This is a genomic window from Vibrio sp. THAF190c (assembly GCF_009363355.1).
Classification (GTDB): Bacteria; Pseudomonadota; Gammaproteobacteria; order Enterobacterales; family Vibrionaceae; genus Vibrio; species Vibrio fortis_A.
The window spans coordinates 2604154-2619263 of record NZ_CP045338.1 but is presented as its reverse complement, the minus strand read 5'-3'; the positions used below and the strand labels follow the sequence as shown (position 1 = coordinate 2619263).

Annotated in this window: 10 protein-coding genes; 6 read left to right on the top strand and 4 right to left on the bottom strand. The window is 46.2% G+C overall.

Annotated elements, in window-relative coordinates; genetic code table 11:
- Positions 1–23 precede the first annotated feature (23 nt).
- Entirely contained in the window at positions 24–671 is a 648-nt protein-coding gene (locus FIV04_RS11660; RefSeq protein WP_152469210.1) for an OmpA family protein, read from the top strand.
- Between the two features lie 84 nt (positions 672–755).
- Here FIV04_RS11660 and chrA read toward each other — a convergent pair whose 3' ends face one another.
- Positions 756–1901, bottom strand: coding sequence for a chromate efflux transporter (gene chrA, locus FIV04_RS11655; RefSeq protein WP_152469209.1), 1146 nt, complete (start codon positions 1899–1901; stop codon positions 756–758).
- A 101-nt stretch (positions 1902–2002) separates the two neighbouring features.
- Here chrA and FIV04_RS11650 point away from each other — a divergent pair, with 101 nt between their 5' ends.
- A complete protein-coding gene (locus FIV04_RS11650) occupies positions 2003–2956 on the top strand; it encodes a LysR family transcriptional regulator (RefSeq protein ID WP_152469208.1) in 954 nt (317 codons plus the stop codon).
- Between the two features lie 222 nt (positions 2957–3178).
- Here FIV04_RS11650 and FIV04_RS11645 read toward each other — a convergent pair whose 3' ends face one another.
- Positions 3179–4519 (bottom strand): MATE family efflux transporter, encoded by a 1341-nt coding sequence (locus FIV04_RS11645; protein WP_152469207.1) that lies wholly within the window; start codon positions 4517–4519, stop codon positions 3179–3181.
- A gap of 239 nt (positions 4520–4758) precedes the next feature.
- Positions 4759–5841: an ABC transporter ATP-binding protein gene (locus FIV04_RS11640; RefSeq protein ID WP_152469206.1), complete on the bottom strand. Its 1083-nt coding sequence runs from the start codon at positions 5839–5841 to the stop codon at positions 4759–4761.
- Positions 5842–6138: 297 nt separating this feature from the next.
- Here FIV04_RS11640 and FIV04_RS11635 point away from each other — a divergent pair, with 297 nt between their 5' ends.
- The 4 genes from FIV04_RS11635 (at position 6139) to FIV04_RS11620 (ending at position 12566) form a co-directional block, all read left to right on the top strand.
- Entirely contained in the window at positions 6139–7059 is a 921-nt protein-coding gene (locus tag FIV04_RS11635) for a carbohydrate ABC transporter permease (protein WP_032551605.1), read from the top strand.
- Positions 7059–7910 (top strand): carbohydrate ABC transporter permease, encoded by an 852-nt coding sequence (locus FIV04_RS11630; protein WP_032551606.1) that lies wholly within the window; start codon positions 7059–7061, stop codon positions 7908–7910. The genes FIV04_RS11635 and FIV04_RS11630 overlap by 1 nt, the downstream gene beginning before the upstream one ends.
- A 153-nt stretch (positions 7911–8063) precedes the next feature.
- Complete coding sequence (locus FIV04_RS11625; protein ID WP_150869181.1) at positions 8064–9290, top strand: ABC transporter substrate-binding protein; 1227 nt, start codon at positions 8064–8066, stop codon at positions 9288–9290.
- Between the two features lie 168 nt (positions 9291–9458).
- The gene (locus FIV04_RS11620) at positions 9459–12566 is read left to right on the top strand and encodes a beta-galactosidase (protein WP_152469205.1); all 3108 of its coding nucleotides are present in this window, start codon (positions 9459–9461) and stop codon (positions 12564–12566) included.
- Positions 12567–12723: 157 nt separating this feature from the next.
- On the opposite strand, the gene ygjK is transcribed toward FIV04_RS11620, so the two are convergent.
- The gene (ygjK, locus tag FIV04_RS11615) at positions 12724–15099 is read right to left on the bottom strand and encodes an alpha-glucosidase (protein ID WP_152469204.1); all 2376 of its coding nucleotides are present in this window, start codon (positions 15097–15099) and stop codon (positions 12724–12726) included.
- Positions 15100–15110: the final 11 nt, after the last annotated feature.

Sequence of the window (15110 nt, the reverse complement as noted above, 5' to 3'; positions counted from 1 at the left end):
TGTGCTGATAACAAGGAGAAAACATGAAAAAGTCAAATTACTGGGTAGGATTACCGCTGTTGCTTTTGGTTAGTTATTCTCAAGCAGGTTATGCCTCTGAAGACCAGGTTACCAAGTTGGAATATTACTGCTCGCAGGACGATGTCAATTTTCAACACTCTATTTCAGCGCATAAAGGCCGCTCGATGACGCTTAATCAAGGGCCGTTTTCACTGATTGAACAAGAGAGTAACTATGTCTTCCCACAAGATCAATTGCGCCGAGAGCTGTTAAGGCAAGGCGTAAGCCCAAAGTGTATCGAGTTTTTGATTACTCAAGGTAACTTTGAGGACTTCGAAAGTGGCGATGTGGTTGCACGTGTCTATTTTGAGTTTGATAAATATCGCTTAACACCAGAATCCATTTACGTATTGGATGAGCTATCGAAGAAGATCACCCGTAATAATCCGAATCTATTTGTTGAGGGACATACTGATAGCATTGGTACCAAGGAATACAACTTCTCTCTAGGCTTGCGACGTGCTACTTCTGTTGAGAATTACCTTGTTCAGAAAGGAGCTGATAAAGAGTCTCTTGAAGGCGTATCAAAAGGCGAGCTAGTACCAATCGCAAGCAATGATACCTCGCAAGGTAGGCAGCAAAACCGACGAGTGGATATGGTCTTAAAGTAGTATGACTCAAATTAAAAAGCGTCACACCTTAATGTGACGCTTTTCTTTGTCAGTAACATTTTCTTTGTTAGTAACAGTAGCGCATTAAATAAAGTTTAGAGCAACACCCGCAGTAATAAACACACCGACTAGGCCAACGATCGGCAGCTTAACTGATTTGAGAAGCCACACACCAACAATAATCAATGCGAAGTCTAAACCATTGTTTACCGCACTGGTAAAGATCGGTTGGTATAGAGCCGCTAATAGTAGACCAACGACCGCAGCATTAACCCCTGTTAAAGCGCCTGCTACCTTAGGCTTGCTTGCTAAAGTCTGCCAGTTCTTTAACACACCAAGCAGCAGTAAAAAGCCTGGAAGGAAGACCGCGATAGTTGCCAGTAGAGCACCAATAATAGGCGCGGAAGGCATTAGCACGTAACCCAGATAGGTTGCTAGGGTAAACATCGGCCCTGGAACAGCCTGTGCTGCTGCGTAACCGGTTAAAAACGCATCTTGGGACAGTTGGTCACCAATACCATTTTGCAATAACGGAAGTACTACGTGCCCGCCACCAAATACCAAGCTACCGGCTTGATAGAAGAGCCCAAATACTTCAATACCTTGTGAAAGTGAGCTTGCTAGTGGTAGGCCAACTAATAGGGCAACAAAGATAATCAGAGGCATCACTGAGATTTTATTGGTACTTTGAATTGCCTTAGGTTCTTTAGGAAGCAAGTACTGGCTGCCGATGAATGCAGCAAAAAATAGCACTAGGATCTGCGACCAGATACCGGGCATGAGCAGTAGCACAACAGCCGTGATAACACATAGGGTCGTGGCTAGTTTTGATTGGCAAAAGTTTTTGTACATGCCAAATGTCGCATCAGCAACGACAACCACAGCCAGTAGTTTTAGTCCATGGATGATCGAATTGAATAATGAGCTTTCGAGAAACTGACCACTGATAACGGCTAACACAAGCATCAAGATGACAGATGGCGAGGTAAAGCCGACAAATGCGGCAATCGCGCCAGTTAAGCCGCCTTTTTTGTAGCCTAGAGCAAATCCCACTTGGCTTGAACCTGGCCCTGGCAGGAATTGGCTGAGGGCAACAATTTGACCGTACTCTTCATCTGACAGCCAGTTTAATTTTTCAACAAAGGTCTTACGAAAGTACCCAATGTGCGCGGCAGGCCCGCCAAAGCTAATCCAGCCAAGCCAGAAAAACGTCTTAAAAATTGAAAGCATGATCGTATCCAAATAAATGTTTGTGGCTAATTTATGTGGAGTTGTACTATGATTCAAATTAATTGTTTTAATTATTACTATGAATCATATAGGTTTTTCTGGTGGCGGATTTCAATTGGAAGGGTATTGATCTTAACTTGTTGATTGCATTGCAGGCTTTGTACAAAACCAACAGTGTGAGCAAAGCGGCTGAGCGATGTTATGTCAGTCAATCAGCAATGAGTCATAGCTTGCAGAGGTTGAGGAAGTTGTTCGATGACCCTCTGTTTGAGCGAGTTGGCTCACGCATGCAAGCGACTGACAGAGCGATTGAACTCGCTGTAACAGTTGATGCTCTATTGAGTACTATTCAATCCGAAGTACTGATGTCCAAAGTGTTTGATGTTGATACCTATCAAGGTACATGGAAGATTGGATTGACCGACTATGCTGAGCAGATGTTTGGTCCAAGCATCTTTGATTACATCAAAACTGAATCTCCTAATTCTCAAGTTGTGTTCTTTAATGTAAACCGATCCAATTATCAACACGTCTTCGAAGAGGCCAAATTAGACCTTGCCATCGGTAGCTTTGGAGAAGTGCCATCACTGTATCGGACTAAGCACCTCTACACTGAGCAGCATGTTTGCCTTTATGACAGTCAGATTTTGAACGTAAGCGATCCAATCTCAATTGAAGAGTTTGTTGCAGTCGAGCATGCTTTAGTTTCTCCGAATGGCGCGTTGCAAACAGGGGTAGATGCTAAGTTGGCCGACGCCGGTGTAACGCGAAAGGTCGCTTTGTCTTCAAGCAACTTCTTGACCGTGAAACGATTGATCCGTGGTCGAAAAATACTGTGTATTGTGCCTAAGCTGGTGGCTCGTAGTGAGTCGGAAGTGGTAGAAGAGAGTCTGATTGCCATCACTCCGCCTATCGATGTGCCGGACTTCGATATTCAGTTACTTTATCGTCGAGGAAAGATCGCTGAAGACAAAAACAAACACTTACGAAGCTTAGTTTCTAATGCGGTGTCGGCAATTATTAATGAAGACAATGTGATGGAAAAACGAGGTTAAAATATCAGAGTTTTCCTACAAAAAAATCACGCCAATTTTCAGAACCTGACTATACTTAAATTAAAGATTTTTACAGATGTAATGAATAGAATTTTTCGTTTATCTAAGTTTTTAGTATCGACTATAACGGTTTGATATAGTTGAAAACTCTCCCACACTAAACGGATTTAGTTGGTTAGCGCTAGCTCCCCCTAGCGCTTTTTCTTTTCTGTCTCAATACGTTTAGAAAGAGTATCTAGTCCATTTCTTCGCTCGCCAACGATGAGCCATGATGATGCCTCGGAACCATTCATCCATCGCAATCGCCATCCAAGCACCGAATACGCCGTAGCCCCAGTGCACGCCAAGCAAATAGCTCATGGCAACCCCAATGCCCCACATACTCAATATGCCCATTTTTACTGGGAACTGAATGTCGCCAGCGGCTTTTAGGCAAGAGATAAAAATCAGATTAAACACACGGCCTGCTTCAAGCAGTATTGAGCCAGCAATCAAACCTGCCGTCAGAGCGATGATCTCTGGATCTTGAGTAAAGACGTCTAAGATCTCGAATCGGAATAGGTATATCAAACAGGTGATAACGGTTGATGCAATAAAACCTACTATAAAGTATCGCTGCACTCGTGTGGTGATCTCATCGATCCAGCCCTTGCCAATGTAGTAGCCCGTTTGAATCTGACTGCCTTGACCAGTAGCCAACGCAAACGCAAAAGAGAGGCGAGCGATATTCTGGGCGTAGGTAAAGGCCGCCAGCGAAGAGGTGCCCATTTGCACCACAAAGAAGGTAATGCTGATTTGGGCCATGTTGTAAGAGAGCACTTCACCCGCATTCATGGAGCCGATTTTGATGATCTTTTGGTAAATCGATTTTGGAATCTCTCTAAATTGCTTCATTGGAAGGTCGATCCCTTTGCTTCTGACCACTCCAATCAAAATGAACATACCGACAACTTGACTGAACACGGTCGCGACCGCCACACCCTGAACACCGTAAACAGGCAACCCAAATGGTTGATAAAGAGCGCAGTAGTTACCTACAACGTTGATAACACCAGCAATCATATTGATGACCATAGGTGACTTTGAATAGCCGTGACTGCGAAGAATCGTAGTCAGTACAACCCCTATGGTGACGTTAAAAGTCAGCGCACCGCTGATAAACAGATATTCTTGAGCGTACTGCTCCACTTGCGCTTCAAGCTGGTAGAGCGGAATGAAATATTCAGCGCCTAACACTGCGAGAATACTCAACAAAACGCCTGTGATGACGGCGAGGATAATACTGGCTACGCCGACATGCGCACTCTCTTGATCGCGAGAAGCGCCGTTGTATTGTGCAATCAAGATACCTGTTCCGCTGCTCACCATGGTGGAGACAATGATTAGGAAAAATGAGATTTGCGAGATAACACCAACCGCTGATACGGCTTTGTCTGAGTATCCAGATAGCATGAATACATCACTGGTGTTGAGCGCGGTTCGCAGTAGAACTTCAATGAATATTGGCCAAGTGAGCGCAACGATTCCCATACGTTTGTTTAGGTTGGAATCAGCATTAGGCATTTAGGTTTTCTCAAAAAAGGAAGGGTGAGGCTTTAGTGTAGTGCTTATTAAGAAAACAACTATCAAAATAATGTCCGGATTACCTACAAGGTCAAAAAGAGCCGGATTTGGAGCTGAAAATGTCACTGTTTTGGTAACGTTTACCCTATCCAACGAGCTTGAGGGAGTAGATAGAGTAAGAGAGGAGAGTGTTGGAAAGGCAAAGCCAGTGCGCAGACTGGCTTTGTATAAGCGTATAGCTAGTCGATTCGCTGCCCCTGTGCATCGAATAGATGACAGTCTTTTGCAGAGAAGTTTAGCTCCAGAGATTGATAGCGAGACACCTCTTGGTCGCCAGGGAGGTGAACCTTAAAGCCGTCTATGCCGCAAGATTGACCAAACATGTAGGTGCTATTTCCTAGTCGTTCAACCACCTCACTTTGAAACTCAATCGTTATCTCAGAGCCGCCGTTGATCTCCAAATGCTCTGGTCTGATGCCTAGTGTCAGCTGTTGTCCTTCTGCTAACTTTTGATTTGGAAGTGGCAGAGTGATTTGGCTATTACCATTAATCGAAAGTTGAGCATGAGTCTCTGAGCAAGAGCCCACTACGCATGGTAAGAAGTTCATCTTCGGTGAGCCGATAAAGCCAGCCACAAACTCATTCTGTGGGTTGTGGTAAAGCTCCAATGGTGAGCCGACTTGTTCGACTCTACCGTCTCTAAGCACCACGATTTTATCGGCAAGCGTCATCGCTTCGACTTGATCGTGGGTGACATAAATCATGGTGTTTTGCAGATCTTGATGTAATTTGGCGATTTGTAGGCGCATATCGACACGAAGTTCTGCATCTAGGTTCGAGAGTGGTTCATCGAATAAGAACACTTTCGGATTGCGAACAATTGCACGTCCAATAGCCACCCTTTGTCGCTGACCACCTGAAAGCTCTTTCGGTTTGCGCTTAAGTAGGTGTTCCAATTGCAGTGTTTTGGCTGCGCTGGTGACCTGCTTTTCAATGGTCTCTTTAGCAACGCCATTCATCTTTAAACCAAAGCCCATGTTCTCTTCCACAGTCATGTGTGGGTAGAGTGCATAAGATTGGAATACCATGGCGACACCGCGTTCGGCAGGGTCAACATCGTTGACTAGCTCGTCGCCAATATGAATTTCGCCTTCGGTAATTTCTTCTAAACCAGCAACCAAGCGAAGCAGTGTCGACTTACCACAACCTGACGGACCAACAAAAACAACGAACTCACCGTTGGTTATCTCTAGATCAACACCGTGGATGGTCTGTACATCACCATAACGCTTAATGACCTTTTTTAAGCTGATATCAGCCATGCTATCTCCTTGCCTTGTTGGACTACATCACTTTGCCTTTAAAACATACGCATTCATCAGAAATTTGTTAGGTGCCTCGCACGATTTATTGATCCGGCTCATACAAATTTTACAAAGTATTCTGTTTTTTGTGGAATCGTTTACACAATTTAAACATAAAGATACAAAATATGATTGCTGAGATTAATATTTGAGCATGGTTACGATTAAAGCTTAGCAATTTGATGATGTTTCGCCGATTAACTTTGAAACAAATGGAATTGTAAACAAAGCTATGAAGACAAGGAATTTGGGAAAATGGTGCAATCTGTGAAAACGATATACCCAGAAAATCGCATCCCATCAGCCAGAAAGAAAAGGCGCATCAGCTCTAAGCTGTCGCCGTGGCTGTTTTTAACACCGGCAATAGCCATCTTCTCGCTCTATGTGATCTTTCCGATTGTGGACAGTATCTGGTTGAGTTTTTTCGAGTGGGACGGTCTTGGTGAGAAAGAGTGGGTGGGGCTAGAGAACTATCGTGAGCTATTTGACTCCGATGCGTTCTACACCTCACTGACTAACAACTTCCTTTGGTTGATCTTCTTTATGCTTGCGCCACCTTGTGGTCTGGCTATCGCCCTCTTTCTCAACCAACAAGTGAAAGGCATCCGTGTCGTTAAGTCTCTCTTCTTCTTTCCATTTGTTATCTCACAAGTGGTTGTGGGCTTAGTGTTTGCCTGGTTTTACGACCCATCCTTTGGCCTGTTCAATATCGTCTTAGGTTCACTTGGCTTTGAGCCTATCTCCATTCTCGCCAATGAAGATTACGTTACCTACGGAATTATCGTGGCAGGCCTGTGGCCGCAAATCTCTTACTGCATGATTTTGTACTTAACGGGCTTGAACAACCTAGACCCTGAACAGTTGGAAGCAGCACGACTGGATGGAGCCAAGAAGTGGCGAATGCTGTGGTATGTGGTGTTGCCTCAATTGCGACCTGCCACTTTTATTGCCGTGGTCGTCACCGTAATTGGCGCCCTGCGTTCATTTGACTTGGTGGCAACCATGACTGCTGGTGGCCCTTGGGGAAGCTCTACAGTATTGGCTTATCAAATGTACGAAGAGTCGATCTTTAACTATCGAATGGGTTATGGCGCTGCGGTTTCCGTTGTCCTATTCCTGATTATGGATATCTATATCGCTTACTTCTTGTGGCGTATGTTGAGGAGTGAAAAATAATGTATCCACAACCGATTCAAAAAGCAGGACGCTTTACCAACATCAGTTATCGAGTGGCTCTGCCAATCTCTATTGTCATGTGGCTGCTACCCCTGATTGCGGTGATGATGACCTCGATTCGCTCGATGGAAGACATCAACAAAGGTAACTACTGGGGCTGGCCAAGCGAGATTCAGTTTATTGAAAACTACACTCAAGTGTTCACCTCGACATCGATGGGCCAGTACCTAATTAATAGCTTAATCATCACCCTACCAGCGGTGGCGGGAGCGGTTGCTCTCTCGACATTGGCGGGCTATGCGTTAGCTAAATACAACTTCAAAGCCAACCTCTGGATCTTTGCTATGTTCATTGCGGGTAACTTTGTACCTTTCCAGATCCTGATGATCCCGGTACGTGACCTGACGATTAACCTAGGCTTGTACGATACACATTGGGCTCTGATCTTCTTCCATATCGCCTTTCAAGCCGGTTTTTGTACCCTGTTTATGCGCAACTTTATCGTCGGTATTCCTGATGCTCTGATCGAAGCTGCGCGTGTAGAAGGGGTCAGCGAATGGAAAATATTCTGGCATGTGGTTCTGCCGCTGGTTCGCCCGGCGTTAGCTGCACTTGCGGTCTTAGTGTTTACCTTTATCTGGAATGATTTCTTCTGGGCTTTGGTTCTGGTTCAAAGTGATGAAGTGCGTCCAGTGACTGCTGGTTTAAGTTCACTTCAAGGTCAGTGGTTGGCGTCATGGCAGTTCATGTCAGCGGGTGCAGTAGTCGCCGCAATTCCACCCGTTGTGCTGTTCTTTACCATGCAGAAGCACTTTATTGCCGGTCTGACCTTAGGTGCAACCAAAGGCTAAATATTCAATGAGGGCTCCTCAAAGTAGGAGCCGTTATGTAAACAATCCACCTTAAATGGATACACCGAGAGTAACCAAAGCACGAATAACTCTACCCAGCACAATAATAAAAATTGGACTTAGTGAGCCCCGCTCTATAACAAGGACCTACATATGAAATACGTGAAACATATCGCTGCAACTGCAGTGCTTGCTGCCTCCGTCTCGACTACAGCGTTCGCAGGAACCTTAGTCATCAACTCAGATGCCTCTGACCCAGCGCCAAAAGAGGCTTGGAGTGAGATCATCAGTCGCTTTGAAAAAGAGAACCCTGATATCACGGTTAAGTACAACCTGTATGACCATGAGTCGTATAAAACCACGATTCGTAACTGGTTGGTGACCTCGCCACCGGATGTGGTGTTCTGGTATGCCGGTAACCGTATGAAGGCGTTTGTTGATCGTGGCTTGTTTGAAGATGTGAGTGACATCTGGGCAGACAACAACATGAAGCAAGACTTTGCAGCAGCGGCGCCGGCGATGACGGTGCAAGGCAAGCAATATGGTGTGCCTTACACGTATTACCAATGGGGTATCTACTACCGTAAAGACATCTTTGAGCAGTACGGTATTGCTGAACCAAAAACTTGGGAAGAGCTAAAGTCGGCGTCAGCAACGCTAAAAGAAAACGGCGTGACACCATTTACCATCGGTACTAAGTATCTGTGGACGGCTGCTGGCTGGTTCGATTACATCAACATGCGTACCAATGGCTTAGATTTCCATATCCAATTGATGGATGGCAAGGTCCCTTACTCCGATGAGCGTGTGAAGAAAACATTCGCTAACTGGGCTGAGTTGGTTGAGCCAGGCTACTTCTTAGATAACCACGCATCTTACTCTTGGCAAGAAGCGCAACCTTTCCTATACAACGGTAAGGCAGCGATGTACTTAATGGGTAACTTCATTACGCCAAACTTCCCGGCGGAGCTGGACGGCAAGATGGATTTCTTCCAATTTCCAGTCATCGACCCAAGCGTGCCAATGGCAGAAGATGCGCCAATGGATACTCTGCACATTCCATCAAAAGCGAAGAACAAAGCTGATGCTCGTAAGTTCTTAGAGTTTGTCGCTCGTGCTGAGAACCAACAGCTAATCAATGAGATGCTGCTGCAGATCCCAACCAACAACAAAGCGAAAGCTAAGTCAGATCCGTTCTTAGACAAAGGCGTTGCGATGTTGGCAGCGAGTGATGGTACTGCACAGTTCTATGATCGAGACACCAACCCAGCGATGGCAAAAGAGGGGATGAAAGGTTTCCAAGAGTTTATGGTTCACCCTGAACGTATCGATAAGATTCTTAAGAAGCTAGATAAGGTAAGCAAACGCGCCTTTAAGTAATTGAGACCAAGCCGCAGCAACTGTCGCTGCGGCTTTCATCACTCTGTATGTGTCATCGTCAATAGTATTTATGGTGCGACTCACCTCGTTGCCACTGCCATTGGCTAAAGGCAGTTAAGTCATATTGACAATGACACACTCTGAACGGCTTATTGCAAGGAACAGTTAATGAGAAGCTTCTCTCAAATCATCTCCGCTCGTGAGTGGGAAAACCAACACATTACACATCATAACGTGCTGGAAGCGCATGCTCCTTTGAAGGCGTATACCTCTCGAGAAGGTGCTCTTGCACGAACAGCTTCGAATACCAAATCTTTAAATGGGGTCTGGAAGTTTCAGCTGTTTGATGCGCCAGAGTTGGTTAGTGAAGCCATGGTTGCAGAGCATTTTGACGATACAACCTGGGGCTCGATTGAGGTGCCGAGTAACTGGCAGATGCAAGGCTATGACAAACCAATTTATACCAATGTGAAGTACCCGTTTGCGGATAATCCGCCATTTGTGCCTCGCGATAACCCGACAGGGCTGTACCGAACCTCTTTTCAATGCACAGAGCAAGCATTGGCGAATACCCACAGAATTGTGTTCGATGGCGTCAACTCTGCTTTTCATTTGTGGTGTAACGGCAAGTGGGTTGGCTATTCACAAGACAGCCGTTTGCCTGCTGAGTTTGACTTATCGGCGTTTGTCAAAGCGGGAGAGAACTCGTTAGCAGTTATGGTGTTACGCTGGTCAGATGGCTCGTATCTTGAAGACCAAGATATGTGGTGGTTGAGCGGCATATTCCGCGACGTTACATTGCTCACTAAGCCGAAGACTACGATCGAAGATGTAAAAATTGAAACTCAATTAGACGCTGCTTATCGCGACGCGCAGCTCTGTGTTGATGTGAAAATATCAAAAAACAGTGACGGCAGTAGCGATGCTTATCAGGTAAAAATTGAATTGTATGATGCGCAAGCTCAGAAAGTCATTGAACCTGATGTTGTCGGTTTTGGCCAACGATATGTCGATGAAAAAGGGCCTTGGCAGGAAGTTGCATACAGCCAAAATTCCGTTGCTAACCCCCACAAATGGAGTGCTGAATCTCCCTATCTCTATCGCTGTGTTATCTCGTTAGAGAATGAACAAGGCGAGCTGCTCGATTGCGAAGCTTACGATGTCGGTTTTCGCAGTGTCGAGATCAACGATGGCCTGCTTAAAGTTAATGGTAAGCCGCTGCTAATTCGCGGCGTGAATCGACACGAGCATCACCCTGAACTTGGGCATACCATGACTCGTGAGGGCATGATTCAAGACATTAAACTCATCAAGAAAAACAACTTCAATGCGGTGAGAACCGCTCATTATCCTAATCACCCACTTTGGTATGAACTGTGTGATGAATATGGGTTGTACTTGGTTGATGAAGCAAACATCGAAACACACGGGCAAGTACCTATGTGCCGCCTATCAGACGATGCCTCTTGGCTAAATGCTTATATGCGTCGCATGACTCGCTTGGTCGAACGCGATAAAAATCACCCTAGCGTGATCATTTGGTCACTGGGCAATGAGTCAGGGGTTGGCCGTAACCATCATGCACTCTATCAGTGGGTTAAACAGAGCGACCCAACTCGACCTGTTCAATATGAAGGAGGTGGGGCGGATACCGCAGCTACCGATATTCTGTGCCCTATGTATGCGCGAGTGGATTGGGATTTACCTGTCGTTGCTCATCAACCAGAGGTGACGCCGCGTGTTGGAATTCGCAAAGCGATCGCATTGCCGAATGAGCAGCGTCCGCTGATTTTATGTGAGTACGCACACGCGATGGGCAACAGCCTAGGTAGTTTTAACAAATACTGGCAAGCCTTTCGCGATAATCCAAGGCTGCAAGGTGGTTTTATCTGGGACTGGGTTGATCAAGGCATCACCAAAACCGACGCACAAGGCAAGCCTTATTGGGGCTATGGTGGCGATTTTGGTGATGAGATTAATGATCGTCAGTTCTGTATCAATGGATTGGTGTTTCCAGACCGAACCCCGCACCCGAGCTTGAACGAGGTAAAAAAGGCGCAACAGTTTTATCAATTCGCTCTGATATCGACTGAGCCTGTAGTGATTGAAGTGCGCAGCGAGAACCTATTTTGCTCAAGTGATAAAGAAACCCTTTGTTGGTCTATTGCTCAAGATGGAGAAGAGCAAAGTTGTGGCAGCATTGAACTGTTGTTAGAACCAGAGTCGAGTATTCAGATTGAGTTAGATGGCATTGTGCTTCCTCAAAAGGCCAATGCGCTCAACCACCTAAATTTAGAAGTGAGATTACATCAAGATACTAAGTGGGCAAGCAAAGGTCACGTTACAGCCACCGAGCAACTCACTTTACCTACATCATCACAGCTGGTGCTGGATGATAATGTCTCTGAGCATCCACCGCAGGCCATCGAGAGTGAAGAGCGACTCGCTATTGTCGGTGCGCGTTATCGCGTTGAGTTCGATCGTATAACAGGCTATGTGGAAAGTTGGTTGAAAGACGGTGTTGAACAGTTTGCCAGTGGCATTCGTGATAACTTCTATCGTGCACCACTGGATAACGATATTGGTGTGAGTGAAGCAAATCGCGTTGATCCCAACTCATGGATAGCGCGATGGCAAGCCGCGGGATTAGATTCTCTGACGCCAGAGTGCATTGATTTCTCCTTCTTCACGCATGAAAACAAAGTGCTTGTGATGTCGAAAATTGCCCATGTTGTTGAAGGGCAAGTACGCCTGTTGTCGACTTGGCAATATCAATTGTTCTCTGATGGCGAAGTGATTATCGATGTGCATGTTCAGGCCGCCAAAGGTCTGCCATCACTGCCACGTGTTGGTTTATCCTTCGCGCTAAAAGAGACGTCGAATGAGGTGACATGGTTTGGTCGTGGGCCACATGAAAACTACCCAGACAGAAAAAGCTCGGCTCATATTGGTCGCTATCAGCAGAGCATAGAGCAGATGCATACTCCTTATATTTTCCCGTCCGATTGTGGGTTGCGTTGCGATGTGCGTGAAGCCGTTATTGGCGGATTTAAATTACAGGGCGATTTTCATTTTTCGGTCAGCCGCTTTGGACAGCAGCAACTTGTGCAGGCCAAACACACCTGTGAACTCACCGAGCAAGACCAGTTGTTTGTTTACATCGATGGCTTTCATATGGGGGTTGGTGGGGATGATTCATGGACGCCAAGTGTGCATGATGAGTTCAAATTAACACAAGAGCACTACCGTTATCAGGTTCGATTCTTTGGTGCATAGAGGCTTGGTGATCTGCTTGTGGAGCAAAAAGATCATAGTAGGCCAAATACTACAGTAACCTAAATGAGCTGAAAGTTGATTCAAAGAAAAAGGCACCCAACATCTGTTGGGTGCCTTTGTTTTTGTAGTGGTTTTAGAACGATGTTAAAGCTTTGACTTACTCTGCGTCAGTAAAGAAATCGTTGTAAAGCATGTACAAGTGAGCTGCACTCCAAGAGAAGTTTGGCGCACCTTGCTGCTCACCGTTTAATGGGTTGTAGTTCTCACGGATAGGACCGTCTTGTACCAAGCCATCAGCGTGGTCGAAGAAAGCGCCTGCCATTTCAATCGCATCATCACGGTAACCGTAGCTGTCCATTCCTTTCAAGCCGAAGTAAAACTGGTCTACCCATACGCGTCCACGCCAGTAAATATCTGGGCCGAATGCTGGGTTAGATAGCGCTGCAGTGCCGAGTGGTACGTAGGTGTTGAACTCTGAGGTGTCTTTCATCACAGAGACCACCGCATCCGCGTGTGCTTGGGTTGCTGCACCGTTGAACAGTGGTGACCAACCTTCAGGGCCTTTGCCACGTTCGACAATCGGTTTACCAGCACAGCCATTAGCTAAAGGTTTATCTTCAATGCGAATGTCGTAGTAGAAGTTCGTGCCTTCATCGAACATACAGGTGTTGATGTAGTTCGACAGGTGCTCAGCCTTTTCACGGAACTCTTTCGCTTCTGCATCTTTACCAAGAATGTCAGCCATTTCCGCTAGGTACTTGTTATCGCTGTACATGTAGCTTGCTTGGTCAACGGACTCTTGTAACAGTGAATAACCTAACAAGGTGCCGTCTTCCGCGCGATTTTGGGCGAATTCAACATCCCAATCACTGCGTTTGCCGCCGTTGGCAACGTATGCGTCTAGCTGATCTTTATCGATGAAACCAAAGGCTGCCGCATCATCACGACCTGATTCCCAAGACGCAGCAGTTTGAGCTGGGCTCTCGATGTAGTCATAGTTACCTTCTGCAATCACTTTATCCAGCGCCGCTTGGCCTACGACTGTCTCATGTTTGTCGCCACGAACTACTGTGAAGTACATTTCGCCTTCAGGAGTGTTATGTGCTTTATCACGCGCTGCGCCGTATTCTGGAACGCCATTGCCGTTGTTATCACGGTTACGTAGCCACCAATCGTGGTATGCCACTAGCTTTGGATACATCTCTTCTAGCCAAGCTTCGTCGCTGGTGGTCTTGTAGACTTCCATTACCGCCCATGCCGCTAAGCTTGGTTTAGTATTACGTTCGTTCCAGTTACCACCGTCACCGCCACGCTCTGGGCTTAGGTTGTAAGCCAATAGATCTGGCACGTAACCTTCATCCCAAGGGCGAACCGGATCGTCAGCTTGAGTTTGGTAGGCAAACATTGCGCGGATGTTGTCTTTCGCTACGTCTGGGTTGAAGTGCGCCATCGCGTAAGCTTGTTTCCATGTATCCCATGGCCATGTTTGGTTGCCTGAGAACCAGCGCGCTGTTACCGAAGGTGTCACAGAGTCAAACTCCATCGCACCGGCTGCACCACGCCAGTTACCGTTTAGGGTTTCCATCGCTTTTACCGCAACACGCTCTTGCTCAGGCGTCGCATTCGGGTTGGTTAACCCCATCTCTAGGTAACCTTCCCAGCGCGCTTCCGATGCCGCTAAGAAATCGGTAGGGTTTGCCATGATCTTTTTGATCTCAGGCTGTTCCGCTTTTGCTTCTTCTGCAGTTAACACGTGTGAGTATGTGGTGTAGATGGTGGTTGATTCTTCAATGCTTGCGGTTGAAGTAAACATTAGGCCATCGACCTTAGTTTGGGTTGGAATCGACTTATGAATTTGGTATTCAGATTCGCCAGAGGTCAATAGATCCCACGTTGAACGCACTTTACCGAAAGTGACTTTTAGGCCATCGTCGGTTGCAACGATTTGGCGATTGTAATCAGGGTAAGTCTCGGCAATTGTTTTATCGGTTTGCGCGACACCTTCTTTCGCGTGTGTTTTCTCAAGCAGTTCACCGTCCCACACTAACTCAACTGGCGAGTCAGTGGTGATTTTAGTCTCTAGCAGAGAGGTACGGTTAGAAGCAAAACGCAGCGTCATCTCTACCGTTACATCGTCAGATTTTAGGGTCTGAATCAACGCGCCCGGCAGGCTGTAAGCTTCCATCGTGAATTCGACTTTCTTGCCATCTTTGTACACGCTTAGGCGGTCAAAGTTATCGGCCATGAAGTTAATGTATTCTTCAGTAAGTAGCGCCGTTCCCGGGAAGCCACCCATGCCTTCAGCTGTGTCTGGTAGCAAGTGACCGTGCCATGCACCTAGGTCGAAGAACGGGTTAAAGCGTTGATGGTCATCGAAGTCATAGTCACGCATGTATTTTGGTGAGCCAGTGCGGTCGATAACGTTTTTAAATTGATTTGCTTGAAGCTCTTCAGAGCCTGTATTTGACGCGCAACCAGTAACAACAAGTGCTGCGCCAATAGCGATAGCTGCGAATGATATGTTCAGTTTCATAGTGAGTTCCT